Consider the following 20,817-nt stretch of genomic DNA (forward strand, 5'->3'; position numbering starts at 1 on the left):
CTTCAGGCCGGCAGGCCCGATGTGACCGGTTCCACGGCAGGCGTGGTCGGGGAGGGACGGCGGACGCGCGACGGGCGCGCGGCGGGAGCCGCCATGGCTTCCGGCTGCAGGGCGGGCACGGCGGCAGGCACGGGGGCAGGCATGTTGGCGAGGGCCGGCGCCAGCGCGCGGTACATCGCCAGATACTGCTGTGCCGGGCTCCCCCAGCCGAACTCCGTCTGCATGCCGGCGCGCTGCATCGCGCGCCAGTGGCGGGGGCGGTGGAACCAGTCTAGTGCGCGCGCGATGGCGGCGCCCATCGTTTCGACCGATTCGCCATCGAACACGATACCGGTGGCGCGTGGGGCGGGCGCGGTGTCCTCGCCGACTTCGCCAACGTCGCGCACGGTGTCGGCCATGCCGCCCACGCGCGAGACGATGGGCACCGTGCCGTAGCGCATGGCGTAGACCGGCGTGAGACCGAACGGCTCGAAGCGGCTGCCGTGCAGCAGGGCGTCCGCGCCGGCGTGGAGCAGGTGGGCGTCTTCTTCGCGATAGCCGATGGAGATGCCCACGCGGTCCGGGTGGCGGGCGCCGAGCGCGCGGTACGCCGCCTCCAGCGCCGGGTCGCCGCAGCCCAGCACCACGAACTGCACATCGTCATGGCGGCGCAGCGCGGCCTCCATCGCCAGCACCGCCACATCGGCCATTTTCTGGTGCGTGAGCCGGCTGCCCATGGCGATCAGGGGCCGGTCCGGCGCCTGCGGCAGGCCATGGCGGGCCTGGAGCGCGGCCTTGCAGGCGCGCTTGCCGGCGAGGTCGCGGGCGTCGTAGCGCTGCGGCAGCAGGCGGTCGGCGTGGGGCGACCACGCGTCCGTGTCCACGCCGTTGGGAATGGCGCCGAGCACGTCGGCGCGGTGGCGCAGCAAGCCGTCCAGCCCATGGCCGAAGGGTTCGGTGAGGATCTCGCGCGCGTAGGTGTGGCTCACCGTGGTCACGCGGTCCGCGTAGCGGATGCCGGCCTTCAGGAAATTGAGCTTGCCCCAGAACTCGATGCCGTCCGGCGTCAGGCAGGCCGGCGGCAGGCCCAGCGCGGGGGCGCATTCCATCGGGAACACACCCTGGAAGGCGAGGTTGTGGATGGTGGCCACCGTGGGCACCGGCAGGCCGCGCGCGCGCATCAGCAGTGGCGTGAGCGCCGCATGCCAGTCGTGCGCGTGGACCAGTTGGGGCGCGGGCAGCGGCGTCTCGCCGGCGGCGACCAGTGTGGCGGCGTGGGCCAGCGCGGCGAAGCGCTGGGCGTTGTCGCAGAAGTCTCGCCCGGTGGCGTCCACATAGAGCGAGCCGGGGCGGTCGTAGAGCGATGGGCAGTCCAGCAGCACCACGCGCACGCCGCTGTCCGGCGCCTGGCCCTCCAGCAGCCGCGCCGGGCTGTGGCCGGGCGGCAGCGCCATCGGCAGCCGGATCGCGCCGAGGCTGCGCAGGTGCTTTGCCGCCGCCATGGCCCGGGGATAACCGGGCATCAGGATCGTGACATCGGCGCCGCGCTGATGCAGCGCCTGCGCCAGTCCGCCCACCACATCTGCCAGCCCGCCGGTCTTTGCCAGGGGATGCGCCTCTGCCGCCACAAACAGGATGTTCGCGTTCAAGATGAGACTCCGCTTCCAGGTCGGTTGGAAACGAACGCGCGGGCGGGCTTGCCTGCCGCCATGCGCCGGGTTCGTTCTTCTTGTCTTGCCTGCGCAGGGCGCCGTCGCAAATGAGACCACCGGGACCACCGGGACCACCGGGACCACCGACCCGCGCAGTCAGAAGCCGGCGGATGGCGAGCGAACAACCCGGGATGCGAAGGGCGCCAGAAAATCGCGCGGCTTCAGCAATGCGAACTCCGTGCCAGCATGCTGCACTGCGTGACGGGCGCGCCGCGTCGTGGCCGGCGGGGGCTGGCGGCGGGGCGGGCGGCCCGGCGGGGCCGGGTTGTGTATAAGGTGCCCGCCCGCTTGTAGAAACTACCGCGCCCGCCGCCGTTGAGAGCATTTACGATCCGCTGCCCCCGCAGCGCTCGCTGAAGGTGCCGATGCCGTCGGCCTCCGCGCGGCGGGCGCCCTGCACCTGCCCGCTCGACCGGTGCAGCAGGCACACCGGCACCGCCTGCGCGTGCCAGACGCGCTTGCAGTACTGCTCGATCGCCCGGTCGGACGAGAACTGCCCGGAGCGCGCGCTGGAGAGCACGGACATGCGCTGCCAGCGCTCGGGGTCGCCGTAGGCGGCCGAGACCTGCTGCTGGCAGTGCAGGTAGGAGGCGAAGTCGGCCATCAGCAGGTAGGGGTCGTGCTGGAGCAGGCCGTCGAACAGGGGGCGGAACACGGCGGCGTCGCCCTTCGAGAAGAAGCCGTGCTGGATCAGGTCCACCACGGCGCGCAGTTCGGGGCTGCTGTCGTAATAGGTGGAGGGGTGGTAGCCCGCGGCCTTGAGCGCGTAGACCTCGGACGCGTTGAGGCCGAACGGGAAGAAGTTGTCGGCGCCGATGGCGTCGCGCAGCTCGATATTGGCGCCATCCATGGTGCCGATGGTGATGGCGCCGTTCATCGCGAACTTCATGTTGCCGGTGCCGGAAGCCTCCTTGCCGGCCAGCGAGATCTGCTCGGAGAGGTCGGCGGCGGGGTAGATCTTCTGGCCGTGGGTGACGTTGAAGTTGGGCAGGAACACCACCTTCAGGCGGTCACGCACCTGGGGGTCGCGGTTGACCACGCCCGCTACCGAGGTGACGAAGCGGATCATCAGCTTGGCGTAGTGGTAGCCGGGCGCGGCCTTGCCGGCGAACAGGAAGGTGCGCGGCTGCACGTCCGCGTGCGGATCGGACTTGATGCGGTGGTAGAGCGCGATGATATGGAGCACGGCCAGGTGCTGGCGCTTGTACTCGTGGATGCGCTTGACCATCACGTCGAACATCGAGTTGGGGTCCACCACCACGCCGGTGGCGTCGCGCACCAGCCGGGCCAGGTCCTGCTTGTTCTCGCGCCGCACGGCCTGCCAGCGCTCCCTGAAAGAGGGGTCGTCGGCATAGGGCTCCAGCGCCCGGATCTGCCCGAGATCCTTGATCCAGCCGTCGCCGATGGCCTCGCTGACCAGCCGCGTCAGCCGGGGGTTGGCCAGCGCCAGCCAGCGGCGCGGGGTGACGCCGTTGGTGATGCTGGTGAACTTCTCGGGCCACATCTCGTAGAGATCCTTGAGCACGTCCTCGCGCATCAGCCGGGAATGCAGCTCCGCCACGCCGTTGATGGTGTGACTGCCAACGCACGCCAGATGGGCCATGCGCACGTGGCGCTCACCATGCTCGCTGATCAGCGAGAGCCGCGCCAGCCGCGATTCGTCGCCATAGAAACGGATGCGCACCTCGTCCAGGAAGCGCGCGTTGATCTCGTAGATGATTTCCAGATGGCGCGGCAGGATGCGCTGGAACAGCGGCAGCGGCCATTGCTCCAGCGCCTCCGGCAGCAGGGTGTGGTTGGTGTAGGCGAAGGCGCGGCGGGTGATGTGCCAGGCTTCGTCCCAGGCCAGGCCATGGTCGTCGATCAGCAGCCGCATCAGCTCGGCAATGCCCACCGCCGGGTGGGTGTCGTTCAGCTGTACCGTGAACTTCTCGTGGAAGCGCGTGACCGGCAGGCCCTGGGTGGCGAGCAGGCGCAGCATGTCCTGCAGCGAGCAGGCCACGAAGAAGTATTGCTGCTCCAGCCGCAGCTCCTTGCCCTGCTGGGTTTCGTCATTGGGGTAGAGCACCTTGGTAAGGTTCTCCGACGTCACTTTCTTGTTCACCGCGCCCAGGTAATCGCCCCGGTTGAAGGTGTGGAAGTCGAACGCCTCGGTGGCCTCCGCGCGCCACAGCCGCAGCGTGTTGACCGTGTTGACCCGGTAGCCGAGGATCGGCGAGTCGAACGGCACCCCCACCACCGTCTTGGCCGGCACCCAGCGCACGCGGTAGCGGCCCCGGTCGTCGGTGTAGTGCTCGGTATGCCCGCCGAGGCGCACCTCCACCGCCCATTCGGAGCGCTGAATCTCCCACGGATTGCCGTTGCGCAGCCAGGTGTCGGTGCTCTCCACCTGCATGCCGTCGATGATGCTCTGGTGAAAGATGCCGTACTCGTAGCGGATGCCGTAGCCCAGCGCCGGAATCTCCAGCGTGGCCAGCGAATCCATGAAGCAGGCCGCCAGCCGGCCCAGGCCGCCGTTGCCGAGGCCGGGTTCCTCCTCCTGCGCGAGGATGTGGTCGAGGTCCAGGTTGAGCGTGGCCATGGCGCCGCGCACCGCCTCCACGATGCCGAGGTTGACGAGGTTGTTGCCCAGGTGCGGCCCCATCAGGAATTCGGCGGACAGGTAGGCCACCGTGCGCGATGGCTGGCTCTGGTAGGCCTCGGCCGTGCTGATCCAGCGCTGCACCAGGCGGTCGCGCACGGTGTGGGCCAGCGCCTGGTAGAGGTCGTTGCCGCTGGCGTGGCCGGGCAGCTTGCCCTGGGTGTAGAACACGTGATCGAGAAAGGCGCGCCGGATGGTGGCGCTGGACATCGACGTCCGGGTGTCGTCCGCCGGCTCGGCGGCCGCGGAGGGACCAGAGGGTGCTGGCCGCAGCCGGGATGCTTCGTTCATCACTTGGCTCCTGAAAGGCTGAAAAAGCAGGCTGGTATGGAAACTGCTGCCTTGTCATGGGTGTCTACCCGTGGGTGTCCTACCCTTGGGTGTTCTACCCATTTCCTGCGACGACGAGGCCCCCAGCATGTCGAACCATATTCCGCATGATCCCGCGCGCCGGCCAGACCGCCGGCCCGACCAGTGTCCCGACCACAACAAGGAAAAAGGGGATCAACCCGCGCGCAACCTGCCTGACAAGCATCCCGTGCCGCCGTCTGTGAAGCGGCACAACAGCGAATCGGACGAGCCGCCGGTCGAGAACTACTGATTGCCATTGCCGAGAGACCGCGGTCACCGCCGCCCGGTTCACCGCCGCCTGGTTCACCGCCGACGGCGGTTTTGCATGGATTGCCGGCAAAGATAAAGATAAAGGTAAAGGTGCCCGTGGGCGCCCGTCCATGGCGCGGGCGGGCGCACCGTCTATGATGGAAGCGCCAGTTGCCGGCTCCGGCGCACCCCTGGCCTTCAGCCTGTTCAGCCTGGCTTCCAAGAATAATCACGACAACGCCATCAGAGAGGGAATTCCTATGCCGGATCGGCAGACGCCGGATCTCGCATCCATCGGGGAGGGGGGCCTTGCCGCTGCGGGGGCCATGCGTGGCACGGCACCCCAGACCGCGCGCGCGGGTGCCTGGCTCGCCGCGCTGGATGACGTCGCCATCTTCGATCTCACTCCCGAGGGGCGCGTCCGTACATGGAGCGATGCCGCCGAACGTGCCTTGCTCTACACCGCAGAAGAGGTGACCGGCTGCCAGCTCGCCCGCTTTCATACCCCCGAATCGGTGCAGTCCGGCGAGCCCGCGCGCCTGCTGGACACCGCCCGCACGCTGGGCCGGGCCGAGGAACGCGGCTGGCGCGTGCGCCGCGACGGCACCGCGTTCTATGCCAGCGTGGTCATCCAGGCGATGACCGATGCCGATGGGGGCCAGGACGGCTTCACGGTGGTCTACCGCGATATCACCATCCGCTATGCCGCCGAGGAGCGCACCCGGGAGGTGGAGGCGCGCCACCAGCAACTGCTCGATACGCTGCACGAGCAGGCGGTGTGCGAACTCGGCCTCGATGGCGAGATCCGCGTCTGGAACAGCGGCGCGGCCGCGCTGTTCGGCTACAGCGCGGAGGAGGCCGTGGGCCGGCCGGTCTCGCTGCTGTATTCGCGCCAGGACGTGGCCAGCGGCCATGATCTCGCCACGCTGGGCGAGGTGCGCGCCAACGGCCAGTGGACCGGCGAGGCGCGCCTGCAGCGGCAGGACGGCGCGCTGGTGCGCTGCCACATCCGCCAGGCGCTGCTGCGCGATGCCGGCGGTTGCCCGGTGGGCATCCTGTGGACCGCGCGCGATATGTCGGACATGGCCCGGCTTGAGGAACTGGAGGGCGCCGGCCGGCGCGTGCAGGCCTTCCTGGCCATCCTGGCCCACGAGCTGCGCAATCCGCTGGCGCCCATCCGCAACGCCGTGGACGTGATCCGCCTGATGCCCGCGACGGATGCGCGCACCCGCCACTGCGCCGAGATCATCGGCCGCCAGTTGCAACTGCTGACGCGGCTGGTCACCGACCTGATGGACGTGGGCCGCGTCACCACGGGCAAGCTCAAGGTGCAGCCGGTGCCGACCATGGTCAACGACATCGTCACGTCGGCGGTGGAAGCCATCCGGCCCGCGCTGGAGGCGGCAGGGCAGAGCTTCTCGCTCACGCTGCCCGCCGGCCCGGTCTTCGTCAATGCCGATGCGGGCCGGCTGGGGCAGGTGCTGTTGAACCTGCTGAGCAACGCCACCAAGTACACGCCACGCGGCGGCGCGGTCTCGCTCCACGTGGCCACCGAGGGCGGCAACGTGATCACGGCCATCAGCGACTCGGGGCAGGGCATCGCGCCGGAGGCGCTGGACCGCATCTTCAACCTGTTCGCGCAGGAGGGCGACGATGGCGAGCGCGGCGGGCTCGGCATCGGCCTGGCGCTGGCGCGTGCCGTGGTGGAGGCGCATGGCGGCGCCATCCAGGCCAGCAGCGGCGGGCTGGGGCGCGGCAGCACCTTCACCGTGATCCTGCCGGAGGTGGAAATGGACGGCGCCACCGTGCCGCGCGCGGCGCCCACCGATTGCACCGGGCTGCGCATCCTGATCGTGGATGACAGCGCGGACTCCGCCGACAGCATGGCCGAACTGCTGACCGTGCTCGGCCACGAGGCCCGCCCGGCCTATAGCGGCACGCAGGCGCTGGAGCTGGTGCGCGGCTTTGCCCCGGACGTGGTGCTGCTCGACCTGGAGATGCCGGACATGAACGGCTTCGAGGTGCTGGCGGTGCTGCGGCCCGATCCGGCCAACACAGCCCGCGTCGATGGCACCGATGGCACCGGCACGCGCATATTCGCCCTGACCGGACACGGTACCTCGGACGACCGCAAGCGCACGCTGGCGGCGGGCTTCGACGCGCACCTCGTCAAGCCGCTGTCTATCGACGCGCTGTGCCGCGCGCTGGCGGGGGATGGGGCGGAGTGATGTCACGAGGCCGTCCCTGCCAACCACGCCCATCTCAGCCATCCCCCCGCACCGCCGCCACGCGCACGCGCACCTCCGCATGATCGAAGAGCTCGCGCACATCGGCGTCCAGCCGGCGCTGCCAGTTGGGATGCCCGTTCACCGTGCCGGGCAGGTTGGGCTGCTCGGCGGCGCCTAGCAGGTCTTCCACGGGCACCAGCCGTAGCGGGGTCCGGGCGCGGGCCAGCCAGCGCAGCACCGCTTCCACGGGGGCGGATGCCGCGTCGGGCTCGGCACCATAGGCACCATAGGCACCATAGGCACCATAGGCACCATAGGCACCATAGGCACCATCGACCACATCGACATCATCGACCACGCCGCCCGCGCACATGGCCTGCCACAGCGCCGTGCGCTCGGCGGCGCGCATCGCCATCAGGCCGGCTTCGGTCTCCCCCTCGCCCAGTTGATGCAGCCGCGCGCGCCAGGCGATGTCGTTTCCGGCCCACCAGCCGACGATGGTCGGCAGGTCGTGCGTGGTGGTGGTGGCCACCGCCTGGGCGGGCCATTGCCCGGGCGGCAGGAAGGGGGCGGGGATTTCCGTGTCTTCGCCATCCTCGTCCGCCGGCTGGCGTTCGAACCACAGCACGTCGATGCCCATCACGCCGCGCGCGGCCAGTGCCGTGTTGAGCGTCTCCGGCACCGTGCCGAGGTTCTCGCCGATGATGATGGCGCGCTGCCGCCACGATTCGATCGCCACCAGCCGCAGCAGGTCATCCAGCGGATAGGTCAGGTAGGCGCCCGCCGTGGCCGGCGCGCCGGCTGGCACCAGCCACATCCGCGCCAGCCCCAGCACGTGGTCGATGCGCAGCCCGCCGGCATGGGCGAGGTTGGCGCGCAGCATCTCGACAAAGGCGGCGTAGCCGTTGCGGCGCAGCCCGCGCGGCGAGAACACCGCCACGCCCCAGTCCTGCCCGAGCGGGTTGTAGACGTCTGGCGGCGCGCCGGCGTGGAAGCCGTTGAGGATCTCGGTCTGGCGCATCCACGCGTGGCTGCCGCCGGGGTCGGTGCCCACGGCGAGATCGGCGATCAGCCCCACGGCCATGCCGGCGGCGCGCGCGCGCTGCTGGGCGGTCTCCAGCCCGTGGGCGGCCAGCCATTGCAGGAAGGCGTGATAGCCGATCTCCTGCGGATATTGGGTCTCGAAGGCGGCCACGGCCGGGCTGTCTGGCGAGCGCAGGGTGACCGGCCATTGGCGCCAGTCGGATGCCGCTTGTCGTTGATCGTCATTGCTCGCCTGCGCCAGCAGGCTGGCCTGGATGGCCTCGAAGCAGGCATGGGCCAGCAGCCCGCTGCCGCCCCGCGCGCGGAAGGCGGCGAAGGCCTGCTGGGCGTCTGCGCCAAGCAGCGTGTCGTGGCGGTCCCACAGCCAGCGCAGCAGCGCATGGCGCGCCACGGACAGCGTGGGCCAGTCGATTTCATCGCGCGCCTCGGCGGCGGCGAGCCGGTGGCCGATGTTCAGCGCCGCGATGCCCTGATCCACCGCGTCCTGCCCGAACACGGCGGCGGGGTCGGCGTAGAGCGCATTGTGGAAGATCCGGCTCGACGGCGCATAGGGGCTGTAGCGCGCCGGCAGTCCGGCAAAGCCCGCGTGGAGCGGGTTGATGGCGACCGCGTCGGCGCCTTCACGCGCGGCCGCCTCGCAGGTCAGCGCCAGCGTGGTGAGGTCGCCCAGCCCGGTGGGCGCGCCCCGGCGCAGGCTGTATAGCTGCACGGAGAGCCCCCACGGCTTGATCGCCTGCACGGCGCCTGGATTGGCGGCCAGCGCATCAGCCACGCCGTAGCAGCGCGGCGGCGCCACGGCCAGCGTGGTGGCCACATCGCCCAGCAGCAGGCGGTGGTAGCCCCAGTCCGCGACCGGGGGGATTTCCATCAACCCGTCCGCATTGCGCCGGGCGATGCCCTCGATCACGCGGCCATCCTCCAGTTCCAGCCGATAAGGGCGCTGCGCCAGCGTGTGCGGCCACGGCACGGCCACGGGCTGGCCCTGGTCGGCGGTGAGCAGCGGCGGCAGCGGATGGGCGGCGTCGTCGGCGGCCAGCCGCGCGAGCGAGGATTCACAGGCGCCGGGCGTGTCGCAGGGCAGGTCGAGCGCGGCCAGCACCGCGTGCAGGGCATCTTCGGTGAGGGCCTGGGGCCGGCCCCAGGCATCGCGCCACTGGGCCTGCAGGCCGGCACGCTCGGCCAGCCGCAGCAGGGCGTCGGCGTCGTGGCTCATCGCGGGGGTTCCTCCTTGCGGGCCTTCGGCACGCTGGCCAGCAGCAGGGCCACGCCGTGGGCCACCACGGTGTAGCTGGGCTGGCCGGCGCCACCCTCGCCACCCTCTCCACCCTCTCCACCCTCTCCGTTCGGCAGCGGGCTTTCGCCGGCGTCCGGCGCGGCGCTGTCGAACAGCACGCGCCAGTCCTCGCCGGGGGCCGGCGCGCGGAAGGTCACGTCGTCATTGCTGGCGTTCAGGCACAGCAGCATCACGGCCACCTCGTCCTCGCCGTTGCCGTGCGTGGCGCGGCGCAGCGCCAGCGTGCGGTCCTCGCCATTGGCCCACTGCTCGGGCGACAGCTCGTTGCCATCGGGGCCGAACCACGCGATGTCCGGCACGCCGGGCGCCGGGCGCGAGCGGCCGTGCACGAAGCGGTTCTCGGTCAGCATCGGCACCTGCCGGCGCAGCGCCAGCAACTGGCTCACGCAGGCCATCATCGGCGCGTTGGCGGGGTTGGCGGCGTCCTCCCAGTTCAGCCACGAGAGCGGGCTGTCCTGGCAGTAGGCGTTGTTGTTGCCCTGCTGGCTGCGGCCCCATTCGTCGCCGGCGGTGAGCATGGGCGTGCCCTGGGAGAGCAGCAGCGTGGCCATCATCGCCCGGGCCACGCGGCCACGGGTCTCCAGGATCTGCTCGTCGTCGGTGGGGCCTTCCACGCTGCCGTCCGGGCTCCAGTTGGCGCTGGCGTTGTCGTCGTTGCCGTCGCGGTTGTCCTCGCCGTTGGCCTCGTTGTGCTTGCTGTGGTAGCTGACCAGGTCGGCCAGCGTGAAGCCGTCGTGCGCGGTGATGAAGTTGACGCTGGCCCACGGCTTGCGATGGCGGCGGTCGAACAGGTCCGCCGAGCCGGTGAGCCGCGCGGCCAGTTCGCCCCGCTGGCCGGCGTCGCCGCGCCAGAAGCGGCGCACGTTGTCGCGGAACTTGTCGTTCCATTCGGCAAAGCCGGGCGGATGGTTGCCCACCTGATAGCCGCCGGGGCCGAGGTCCCACGGCTCCGAGATCAGCTTCACGCGCGACAGCACCGGGTCCTGGAGCAGGGCGTCGAAGAAGCCCGCGCCGGGGTCGAAGCCGGTGGCCTCGCGGCCCAGCGTACTACCCAGGTCGAAGCGGAAGCCATCCACGTGAAAGGCCTCCACCCAGTAGCGCAGCGAGTCCATCACCATCTGGAGCACGCGCGGGTGCGACAGGTTGAGCGTGTTGCCGCAGCCGGTGTCGTTGATGTAGTAGCGCTCGTCGCCCGGAATCAGGCGGTAGTAGCTGGCGTTGTCCAGCCCGCGCCAGGACATGGTCGGCCCCAGTTCGTTGCCTTCGCAGGTGTGGTTGTAGACCACGTCGAGGATGACCTCGATGCCCGCCGCGTGGAGCCGGCGGATGGCCACCTTGGCCTCGTGCAGCTCGTTGGCGGACAGGTAGAGCGGCTCCGGCGCGAAGAAGGCCAGCGTGTTGTAGCCCCAGTAGTTGCGCAGGCCGCGCTCCACCAGGAAGCGGTCCTGCAGGAAGGCGTGGATCGGCAGCAACTCCACCGCCGTCACGCCGAGCCGGTGCAGGTGATCGACGAAACGCGGATCGGCCAGCGCGGCGAAGGTGCCGCGATGGTGCGGCAGCAGGTCTTCGCGCAGCATGGACGCGCCGCGCACATGCACCTCGTAGATCGAGGTTTCCGGCCATGGCCGGTCCAGCGGGCGGTCATCGCCCCAGTAGAAGCTCTCGTCGACAACCACGGCCTTCGGCATCATCGGCGCGCTGTCGCGGCGGTCGGGCGTCAGGTCCGCGCGCGGGCTGTTGAGCCGGTAGCCGAACAGCGCGTCCGACCAGCGCACCGGCCCGCTCAGCAGCCGGGCGTACGGGTCCAGCAGCAGCTTGTGGGGATTGAAGCGCTGGCCCCGGGTCGGCTCGTAGGGGCCGTAGGCGCGGTAACCGTACAGCACGCCGGGCTGGGCCAGCGGCAGGTAGCCGTGCCAGACCTCGTCGGTGCATTCGGGCAGCGACAGGCGCTGGATCTCCTTGCGGCCATTGGGCGAAAACAGGCACAGCTCGATGCGTGTGGCGTTGGCGGAGAAGACCGCGAAGTTGACGCCCAGGCCGTCCCAATGCGCGCCAAGGGGGTAGGGCTTGCCGGGCAGCAGACGGTCGATGGTGGCAATCGCCATGTGCATGGCTCCTTTGTTCTGGTTTTTCTGGGTGGCTCGTGATGATGGGGTCTCGTGCGCGCAGGGGTCAGCCGGGTGGCCCATCCGGCTTGTAGCGGAGAACCAGCGTCGCCAGCGGCGGCAGGGTCAGCGTGACCGAGGCCGGCTGGCCGTGCGACGCCGCGTTGGCCGCCTCCACGCGGCCGCCGTTGCCGAGGTTGCTGCCGCCGTAGTAGCCGGCATCGGTATTCAGGCATTCCTCCCAGTCGCCGGCGAACGGCACGCCGAGGCGATACCCCTCGCGCGGCACGGGGGTCATGTTGACCACCACCAGCACCACCTCCTGGCTGTCTGGCGCGGCGCGGCGCAGGTAGGCGAAGACGCTGTTCTGGTGGTCATCGCCGACAATCCACTGGAAGCCCTCGGGCCGGTGATCCAGAGCGTGGAGGGCCGGCAGCTCGCGGTACAGCCGGTTCAGGTCGCGCACCAGCGAGTGCACGCCACGGTGCAGCGGCTGGTCCAGCAGCGGCCAGTCGAGTTCCTCGTCGTGGTTCCACTCGCGCCATTGGGCAAACTCGCCGCCCATGAACAGCAGCTTCTTGCCGGGGTGCGTCCACATGAAGCCGTAGTAGGCGCGCAGGTTGGCAAAGCGCTGCCAGTCGTCGCCGGGTGCCTTGCCGATCATCGACCCCTTGCCGTGCACCACTTCATCGTGCGAAAGCGGCAGCACGAAGGCTTCGGACCACGCGTAGACCAGGCCGAAGGTCAGCTCGTTGTGATGCCAGGGACGGTGGATGGGGTTCTGGCTCAGGTAGCGCAGCGAGTCGTGCATCCAGCCCATGTTCCACTTGAAGTCGAAGCCGAGCCCGCCGGACGCCACGCTGGCCGTTACGCCGGGCCATGCGGTGGATTCCTCGGCGATGGTCAGCGCGCCGGGGCAACGTTCGTGGACGATGGTGTTGAGGTCGCGCAGGAAGGCCACGGCCTCCAGGTTCTCGCGCCCGCCGAAGCGGTTGGGTACCCACTGGCCCGGCTCGCGGCTGTAGTCGCGGTAGAGCATGGACGCCACGGCGTCCACGCGCAGCGCATCGGCATGGAACTGCTCGAGCCAGTGCACCGCCCCCGCCAGCAGGAAGCCGCGCACCTCGTTGCGGCCGAGGTTGTAGATCAGCGTGTTCCAGTCCTGATGGAAGCCTTCGCGCGGGTCCTGGTGCTCGTAGAGCGCCGTGCCGTCGAATTCGGCCAGCCCGTGCGGGTCGGTGGGGAAGTGCGCGGGCACCCAGTCGAGGATCACGCCGATATCGGCCTGATGGCAGCGGTCGACAAAGGCAGCAAACTGTTCCGGCGGGCCGAGCCGCGAGGTGGGCGCGAACAGCGACAGCGGCTGGTAGCCCCAGGAGCCGCCGAACGGGTGCTCGGTGATCGGCAGCAGCTCGATATGCGTGAAGCCGAGATCGCGGATATAGGGCACCAGCCGGTCGGCCAGGATCTCCCAGCCTTGCGCGGTGTCATTGGCGGCGCGCTGCCAGGACATCGCGTGGAGTTCGTAGACGGACATCGGCGCGGCGTAGGGATCGGTGCGGGCGCGCTTGTCCATCCACGCCTGATCGTTCCACTGGAACGGCGGGGCGCCGTGGCCGCGGCAGGCCACCACGGACGCCGTGGCGGGCGGCGGCTCGGTGGCCAGCGCCACCGGGTCGGCCTTGTCCGGCAGGGCATGGCCGTGCGCGCCGATGATGTCGTACTTGTAGCGGCTGCCGCCGTGGGCGCCGAGCGCCTCCGGGATGAACAGCTCCCAGATGCCGGCGCCGTGGCGCAGGCGCATGGGGTGGCGCACCGGGTTCCAGCCATTGAAATCGGCGATGACCGACACGCGCTGGGCGTTGGGCGCCCACACCGCGAAGCGCACGCCGGCTTCGCCATCGACGGTCAGGCATTGCGCGCCGAGGCAGTTGCCGAGTTCGAGGTGGCGGCCTTCGTTGAGCAGGTGCAGGTCCAGATCGCCCAGCAAGAGGCCGAAGGCGTAGGGGTCGGCGCTGCATTGCTCGTTGCCGTCCGGCCAGCGGATCAGCAGGCGGTAGTCGCCCGGCTTTGGCGGCTCCGCGTCGGGCAGGCGGCCGGCGAACACGCCGCCGGGGTGCAGGGCAGTCATCGCGGTCATCGGTGAAGCCGCGGTGATCGGCTTGCCCGCCCGGTCGGCCAGCGAGACCGATTCGGCGCCGGGGGCGATGGCGCGCACCACCACGCCGTGCTCGTCCCGGTGGGGGCCGAGCACGCCGAACGGATCGGCCAGCCGGCCTTGCAGCAGGGCGTCGATCACGGCGTCGGGCAGCGTCGGGGCCGGTTCCATCGTGGCGCTATCAGTTCGTGCCATCGTTGGCTCCCAGCAGCTTGCGGACCAGCCGGGCCAGCCCGCTGGTGGGCAGGTCGATCCATGCCACGCGGTTGGCGGCTTCGTAGCCCACTTCATAGGCGGCGCGCTCAAGCAGGAACAGGTCGAGCAACTGTCCCATCTGCCCAGCTTCTCCAGCTTGGGCCCAGTGCCGCGGCGCGGCCTGCATCGACAGCTGGTAGCAGTGCAGGAACGCCTGGCTGGCAGCGCTGCGGAAGCGCTCCAGCAGCGCCGCGCGGCGCTCCGCCAGCGCGGGCGGCAGCGTGGCGTGGGTGCGCTCGTGGCGGTCCGTGCCCACCGTGGCCGCCGCGTAGTCCAGCGAGCGCAGCAGGCCGGCCACGTCGCGCAGCGGCGAGGTCTTGCGCCGGCGGAAGGCCAGCGGCTGGCGCGGCTCGCCTTCGAAATCGACGATATAGGTGTCGCTCTGGGCGATCAGCACCTGCCCGAAGTGGAAATCGCCGTGGATGCGGGTCTGGAGGCTGCCCGGGGCGGCCTGCGCCAGCCGCGCCACCAGCTTGGGCAGCTTGCCGCGCGCGGCGAGCAGCGTTTCGATATCCGTGGCGAAGGCGCCGGTGGCGTTCTCGCGGCGCGCCTCGAGCAAATCGAGCGCCTCGTTGAGGGACTGCAGCGCGCCCTCGGCCCATTCCTCGGCCTGGGCCTCGGTGGCGGGTTCAGGCGAGAAGGCGGCCTCGTCGGTGGGCTGGGCCAGCACGGCGTGCAGCTCGGCCAGGCGGCGGCCCAGCGTGCCGACCATGGTCGAATAGCCGGCCATGGCCTCGACGAACTCGCCATCGGCGTCTTCGGAGGGCATCGCGTCGTCGATCAGGCGGCTCAGGTAGTCGAGCGTCCAGTCCCAGCCATCGCCCTGATTGAGGATGTAGCCCTGCAGCAGCATCAGCGTATGCGGCGTGCCGTCGGCGCCGGTGCGCACCACCTCGCCCAGCAGCGGCGCGGAGTGCGTGTAGCCGTGGCTGGTCAGGTAGCGCGTCATCTCGGCTTCGGGGTGGATGCCACCCGCCACGCGGCGCACCAGCTTGAGCACGCTGTTGTTGCCGTAGGCCAGCGAGCTGTTCGACTGCTCGGCGGACATCCATTGCACGGGCTGGTCCTCCAGCGTGACGTCGGCCAGCCCGGGCTCGGGCAGGAAGCGGATCACGCCGTGCGGGGTCGGCGCCTCGGTGCCGTCGCGCATGGCCTTGACCACGGCGCGCGCGTAGGCTTCCACCACAAAGCCGTCGGTGGCCACGCCCACGCGGCTGCCCCGGCGCACGCGCGCCATGGACAGGCCGTGCATCAGTTGCGGCATGCCTTCGGTGTTCTCGCGGTCCCACAGCAGCGCCACCGGCAGCTGGTAGCACTCGACGCGGCCCGGCAGGGTCACCTCGACCTCGCAGTGGAACACCTCCTCGTTGTTGCCGACCCGGGCGATCGGCCACGCATAGGCCACGCTCACGCGCTCGATGCGGTCGCCTTTCGAGGCGAACCAGCGCCGGCGCGCGAGGTAGATCGGCAGGACTTCGGTGGTCAGCGCGCGGCGGGCGGACTCGGTGAGTTCCGAGCGGCCAGCGTTGTTCTGGAGCACCAGGGTGATTTGATCGGCCATTTGCTCGGGAGCATCCACGTGCCAGGAAGGCGGCTGGGCGTCCTCGCTCAACACAAACCAGTAGAAACCATACGGCGGCAGCGTGAGCAGGTAGGTCAGCTGGCCGATGGCGGGGAAGGGCGTGGCGCCGAGCATCTCCACCGGCACGCGGCCCTGGAACTGCGAGAGGTCCAGCTCCACCGCCTGCGGCGCGCGCGACAGGTTGGCCACGCACAGCACGTGCTCGCCGTCGAACTCGCGCAGGTAGGCCAGCACCTTGCGGTTGCCGGGGAAGAGGAAGCGCAGCGTGCCGCGCCCGAAGGCGTGATGCTGCCGGCGCAGGGCCAGCATGCGGCGCATCCAGTTCAGCAGCGAGTGCGGGTCGCGGTTCTGGGCCTCCACGTTGACCGCTTCATAGCCGTACAGCGGCCCCTGCAGCGGCGGCAGCACCAGCCGCTCGGGGTCGGCGTGGGAGAAGCCGCCGTTGCGGTCCGGCGACCACTGCATCGGCGTGCGCACGCCGTCGCGGTCGCCGAGGTGGATGTTGTCGCCCATGCCGATCTCGTCGCCGTAGTAGATCACCGGCGTGCCGGGCATCGAGAACAGCAGGCTGTTCATCAGCTCGATGCGGCGGCGGTCGCGCTCCATCAGCGGTGCCAGCCGGCGGCGGATGCCGAGGTTGATGCGCGCGCGGCGGTCGGAGGCGTAGACCTCCCAGAGGTAGTCGCGCTCGCTGCTGGTGACCATCTCCAGCGTCAGTTCGTCGTGGTTGCGCAGGAAAATCGCCCACTGGCAGTTCGGCGGCACCTCGGGGGTCTGGCGCATGATGTCGGTGATCGGGAAGCGGTCTTCCCGGGCGATGGCCATGTACATGCGCGGCATCAGCGGGAAGTGGAAGGCCATGTGGCATTCGTCGCCCACCACGCCGCCGTCCGGGCTGGCCGCGCCGGTGGTGTCGGCCGTGCCGCCCCCGCTCGCGCCGCCGAAGTACTGCTGGGCGTCTTCCGGCCACATATTGGCCTCGGCCAGCAGCAGGCGGCCGGCGTAGCGCTCGTCCAGGTGGCTGCGGATCTTGCGGATGACCTCGTGCGTCTCGGGCAGGTTCTCGTTGGTCGTGCCTTCGCGCTCCACCAGATAGGGCACGGCGTCCAGCCGCAGGCCGTCGATGCCGATATCGAGCCAGAACCGCATCACGCTCAGCACCTCGTTGAGCACCTGCGGGTTGTCGAAGTTCAGGTCCGGCTGGTGCGAATAGAAGCGGTGCCAGAAGTAGGCGCCGGCCTCGGCGTCCCAGCTCCAGTTCGATTTTTCCGTGTCGCAGAAGATGATGCGCGTGCCGGCGTAGGACTGGTCGTTGTCGGACCACACATAGTAGTTGCGGGCCGCCGAGCCGGGCCTGGCCTTGCGCGCGCGCTGGAACCACGGGTGCTGGTCGGAGGTGTGGTTGATCACCAGCTCGGTGATCACGCGCAGCCCGCGCGCGTGGGCCGCCGCAACGAAGCGGCGCGCCTCGGTCAGCGTGCCGTAGTCCGGGTGCACGTTGCGGTAGTCGGCAATGTCGTAGCCGTCGTCGCGGCGCGGCGAGGGATAGAACGGCAGCAGCCAGATCGTGTCCACGCCGAGGTTGACCAGATAGTCCAGCTTGGCCAGCAGCCCCGCGAAGTCGCCGACGCCATCGCCATTGGCGTCATAGAACGACTTGATGTGCAGTTGATAGATGACCGCGTCCTTGTACCAGAGCGGGTCGGCGTTGAGCAGGGCGGCGCTGACGCGGTCGGATGCGCGCTTCATGCCGTATCTCCGGTTTGTTGTTGGGGCCGGACGTGCCACAGCGCGAACGGCAGTTCATGCGGATTCAGGCGGATGCGCTGGGCCTTGCCGGTCCAGGTGAAGCGGCGGCCGGACATCAACTCCTCGGCCTGCAGGGTGCCGTGGTCGGGCAGGCCCCACTCCCACAGCGGCAGTTCGATCGCGGATTCGCGCGGCGCGCGCGGGTCCAGGCTGATGGCCACCAGCAGCACGTCGCTGCCGAAGGTGGGGCCGCTGCCCGGTTTGCCGCCGCCGGGTCCTCCTCCTCCCCCTCCTCCTGCAGGGCCACCGGGCTCGGCCGGCACGTAGCGCGCGAAGTACAGCACCGCGTCGTCGCTGGCGTGGTAGAAGCGCACGCCAAGGTGGTCCTGCAGGGCCGGATGGCTGGCGCGGATCTGGTTCAGCCGCGAGATCTCGGCCACGATGTTGCCCGGCTGGTTCCAGTCGCGCACGCGGATCTGGTACTTCTCGGAGTCGAGGTATTCCTCGCGCTCCACGCCGTTCAGCACCAGCGGCGCGCCCTCGCAGACCTCGAAGCCGTTGTACATGCCCCAGAGCCCGGAGAGCAGCGCCGCCAGCGCCGCGCGGATCAGGAACGCCGGGCGGCCACCGTCGTGCAGGAAGTACGGGTTGATATCCGGCGTGTTGACGAAGAAGTGCGGGCGGTAGAACTCGCGCAGCGGGGTCTGCGTCAGTTCGGTCATGTACTCGGTCAGCTCGGCCTTGGTGTTGCGCCAGGTGAAGTAGGTGTACGACTGGGAGAAGCCGAGCTTGGCCAGCCGCGCCATCATCTTGGGCCGCGTGAAGGCCTCGGCCAGGAACAGCGTGTCCGGGTGCTTGGCGCGCACGTCGGCAATCATCCACTCCCAGAACGGCAGCGGCTTGGTGTGCGGGTTGTCCACCCGGAAGATGCGCACGCCCTGGTCGGCCCAGAACATCACCACGTCGCGCAGCGCCTGCCAGAGATGCTCGCCGGCGGGCGGAGGCGCGTAGAAATCGACGTTGACGATGTCCTCGTACTTCTTGGGCGGGTTCTCGGCGTAGCGCAGCGTGCCGTCCGGCCGGTGGGAGAACCACTCGGGATGCTCGCGCAGCCACGGGTGGTCTGGAGAACACTGGATGGCGAAGTCGAGGGCCAGCTCCAGGCCGTGGTCGGCGGCGGCGCGGCGCAGCCGCTGGAAGTCTTCGAACGTGCCGAGCTGCGGGTGCAGGGCATCGTGGCCGCCTTCGGCGCTGCCGATGGCGTAAGGGCTGCCCACGTCGCCCGGCTCGGCCTTGAGGCTGTTGTTGCGGCCCTTGCGGTGCGCCTGGCCGATGGGGTGGATCGGCGGGAAGTAGAGCACGTCGAAGCCCATCGCACGGATGGCCGGCAGCCGGCGGATCACGTCGTCGAAGGTGCCATGGCGGTTCTCGTCGCCGCTTTCCGAGCGCGGGAACAGCTCGTACCAGCTGGCGAAGCGGGCGGCGAGGCGGTCTGCCTCCACCGGCATCACCGTGGGGTGGCGGCTGATGAACGGGCGCCCGGCGGGCGTGTCCATGGCGGCGTGCATGGCGGTTCCGGTGCGCGGGGAGAGCAGGATTTCGAGCCGCAGGGCGTCGTCGCCGGCGGCGGCTTTCAGTTCTGCCAGCAGCGCGCCGGCATCGGGGATGGCGCTGCCCTCGGGGGTGTCCAGCGTGGCGGCCACCAGCCGGGCGCCTTCCTCGATCTCCAGCGTCACGTCCACGCCGGCCTTGCGTTTCTTGCCGATCTCGTCGAGCCAGCTCGCGAAGGTATCGCGCCATGCTTCGACAGTGAACTCATGGCGGCCCAGCGCCACGATCGGGAAGCTGCCGCGCCAGCGGTCGTTGATGACGGGTTCCATTGGCGAGGCATGCCAGACCTGCTCGCCCGGCGCGCGCCACAGCACGGCGGCGGCAAGCTTGTCGTGGCCGTCCATCCAGATATCGGCGGTGACCTCCACGCGCTCGCCCACCGTGCGGCGCACGGCAAAGCGGCCGTGGTCGGCTGTGGGGGCCAGGTTCTCGATGGCGACGCGCGGCGCCTGCATGGCGGTGGCCAGGTCGCGGTCGATGGCCTTGCGGTGATTGCCATTGCCATTGCCGCTGCCATTGCGGCGCGCGCGGGGCTGCGCGCTGACCGGCAGCGCTTCATACAGGCGGATATCGGCAGGCGCCAGGGTGATGGTCGCGCTGGGGTCGAGCTGGTTGGCGGCGTGTAGCGTGCCGCCGGGGCCGCCATCGGCGGATCGCAGCGTGGCGGCGGCCTGCGGCAGCGCACTCAGCACGCGGTCCGCGCCGAACGAGGCCGGCTCGATCGGGCTGGGGTTCAGCACCACGGTCAGCGCGCTGGGGCCGGTGGCGCCATTGGAGCCATTGGAGCCATTAGCGAGGTGGCGCGGCAGGCGGGCCAGCACGGTCAGGGGGGCGTCCGGGCCGCTGACCTGCCGGACCGCGACGGCCGGCGCGGGATCGCGCGCGGCCAGCCACGCGTTGCACTGGATCAGCTCGTGGGTGAGGTCGTAGGGGGCATCGACGATGTCATCGGGATGGCCATCGGACTGTGCTTCGGGGGCGCTCCCTTGGGCGCCGGTCTCGAAGCCGGCGGGCACCATCAGCCCGTCGCCAATGGCGGCGGCGGTCCACAGCGCGCGGCGGGCGGCCAGCACGTCAGTGCCATCGGGCGCCAGCGCGGGTGCGGCCAGCACGCGGCCGAAGGGGCGCAGGCGCGCCATCTCCTCGGTCAGCCACGCGCTGCGGTAGTCCCACCACGGGAGCGAGCAGAACGCGCCGTCGAACGGGGCGAGGGCCAGGTCGGCCAGCTGTTGCGGATGGGTGCCGGGGGTGAAGGCGAGGAACACGGGATCGCCGCCGTTCTTGCTGCTGCCCCGCCCGGCGGTCTCGATGATCTCTGCCCAATGCCGGCCCGGCACGCGCGATGGCGCGCGGCAGCAGAAGCCGGCAGCGCCGGCATCGATCGCTTCGCGGATCTGGGCGCTCCACCATGCCACCAGGGCGGGGGCGAGCCCCTCGTCGTACCAGCGCAGCCGCACGCCGGGCAGGTGGCTGTCCGTGGCGTCCGGGCTGCCGGCGGGGCGGGCATGGTCCACCCAGCCATCGTGCATGGCCGCCGCCTCAGCGGGAAAGCGGTCCAGGGAGAGATCGAGCAGGGGAAGCAGCCCATGTGACCGGCACGCCGCAAAGGTCGATGCCAGGAGGTCGGGGCGGATATGTGGGATGGCCCAGCCGGCCAGCAATACATGGTCGAAACCGAGTGTGGCGGTGCGCGCGAGCGCTTCCGGGTCCACCGTTCGGGAATCGGTCAGGTTCAGTTGGCAGATTCGCACGTGACAGGTCCTTGGCCGTGGCGCCACCTGCGCGCCGATTCAGACCCGGCACGCGAAGGCTGTGCCAACGCGGCGGGGTCGGGGGGCGCGCGGGCCGGGAACTGCGGT

General features: G+C 70.2%; 9 protein-coding genes. 2 read left to right on the plus strand and 7 right to left on the minus strand.

Translation table 11 applies throughout. The features are described 5' to 3' along the window. Nucleotides 1-2: 2 nt before the first annotated feature. Both glgA and KHO18_RS12285 read right to left on the minus strand, forming a co-directional pair. Nucleotides 3-1,628, minus strand: coding sequence for a glycogen synthase GlgA (gene glgA / locus KHO18_RS12280; RefSeq protein WP_144196855.1), 1,626 nt, complete (start codon nucleotides 1,626-1,628; stop codon nucleotides 3-5). A 388-nt stretch (nucleotides 1,629-2,016) separates the two neighbouring features. Continuing rightward, nucleotides 2,017-4,623, minus strand: coding sequence for a glycogen/starch/alpha-glucan phosphorylase (locus tag KHO18_RS12285; protein ID WP_377731592.1), 2,607 nt, complete (start codon nucleotides 4,621-4,623; stop codon nucleotides 2,017-2,019). A 127-nt stretch (nucleotides 4,624-4,750) separates the two neighbouring features. Here KHO18_RS12285 and KHO18_RS12290 point away from each other — a divergent pair, with 127 nt between their 5' ends. Both KHO18_RS12290 and KHO18_RS12295 read left to right on the plus strand, forming a co-directional pair. Continuing rightward, a complete protein-coding gene (locus KHO18_RS12290; RefSeq protein WP_092301406.1) occupies nucleotides 4,751-4,933 on the plus strand; it encodes a hypothetical protein in 183 nt (60 codons plus the stop codon). Nucleotides 4,934-5,258: 325 nt separating this feature from the next. Continuing rightward, nucleotides 5,259-7,160: a hybrid sensor histidine kinase/response regulator gene (locus KHO18_RS12295; RefSeq protein WP_211943277.1), complete on the plus strand. Its 1,902-nt coding sequence runs from the start codon at nucleotides 5,259-5,261 to the stop codon at nucleotides 7,158-7,160. 34 nt (nucleotides 7,161-7,194) lie between these two features. Here KHO18_RS12295 and malQ read toward each other — a convergent pair whose 3' ends face one another. The 5 genes from malQ to KHO18_RS12320 form a co-directional block, all read right to left on the minus strand. After that, on the minus strand, nucleotides 7,195-9,417 hold the full coding sequence (malQ, locus tag KHO18_RS12300; protein WP_211943278.1) for a 4-alpha-glucanotransferase: 2,223 nt from the start codon (nucleotides 9,415-9,417) through the stop codon (nucleotides 7,195-7,197). Beyond that, nucleotides 9,414-11,603, minus strand: coding sequence for a glycogen debranching protein GlgX (gene glgX, locus KHO18_RS12305; protein WP_211943279.1), 2,190 nt, complete (start codon nucleotides 11,601-11,603; stop codon nucleotides 9,414-9,416). The genes malQ and glgX overlap by 4 nt, the downstream gene beginning before the upstream one ends. A 67-nt stretch (nucleotides 11,604-11,670) precedes the next feature. Next, on the minus strand, nucleotides 11,671-13,956 hold the full coding sequence (gene glgB, locus KHO18_RS12310) for a 1,4-alpha-glucan branching protein GlgB (protein ID WP_244844738.1): 2,286 nt from the start codon (nucleotides 13,954-13,956) through the stop codon (nucleotides 11,671-11,673). Then, nucleotides 13,943-17,347, minus strand: a complete 3,405-nt coding sequence (gene treS / locus KHO18_RS12315; RefSeq protein ID WP_211943280.1) for a maltose alpha-D-glucosyltransferase — start codon at nucleotides 17,345-17,347, stop codon at nucleotides 13,943-13,945. Before treS ends, glgB begins: the two co-directional genes overlap by 14 nt. Then, on the minus strand, nucleotides 17,344-20,709 hold the full coding sequence (locus tag KHO18_RS12320) for an alpha-1,4-glucan--maltose-1-phosphate maltosyltransferase (RefSeq protein ID WP_211943281.1): 3,366 nt from the start codon (nucleotides 20,707-20,709) through the stop codon (nucleotides 17,344-17,346). The genes treS and KHO18_RS12320 overlap by 4 nt, the downstream gene beginning before the upstream one ends. Nucleotides 20,710-20,817 lie beyond the last annotated feature (108 nt).

Source organism: Cupriavidus campinensis (assembly GCF_905397395.1).
Lineage (GTDB): Bacteria > Pseudomonadota > Gammaproteobacteria > Burkholderiales > Burkholderiaceae > Cupriavidus > Cupriavidus campinensis.

Bases quoted from the DNA above. Each gene is read 5' to 3' on its own strand.
- KHO18_RS12285 (WP_377731592.1), bottom strand. From the start codon at position 4,623: ATGAACGAAGCATCCCGGCTGCGGCCAGCACCCTCTGGTCCCTCCGCG.
- treS (WP_211943280.1), bottom strand. From the start codon at position 17,347: ATGAAGCGCGCATCCGACCGCGTCAGCGCCGCCCTGCTCAACGCCGAC.
- KHO18_RS12290 (WP_092301406.1), top strand. From the start codon at position 4,751: ATGTCGAACCATATTCCGCATGATCCCGCGCGCCGGCCAGACCGCCGG.
- glgB (WP_244844738.1), bottom strand. From the start codon at position 13,956: ATGGCACGAACTGATAGCGCCACGATGGAACCGGCCCCGACGCTGCCC.
- glgX (WP_211943279.1), bottom strand. From the start codon at position 11,603: ATGGCGATTGCCACCATCGACCGTCTGCTGCCCGGCAAGCCCTACCCC.
- malQ (WP_211943278.1), bottom strand. From the start codon at position 9,417: ATGAGCCACGACGCCGACGCCCTGCTGCGGCTGGCCGAGCGTGCCGGC.
- KHO18_RS12295 (WP_211943277.1), top strand. From the start codon at position 5,259: ATGCGTGGCACGGCACCCCAGACCGCGCGCGCGGGTGCCTGGCTCGCC.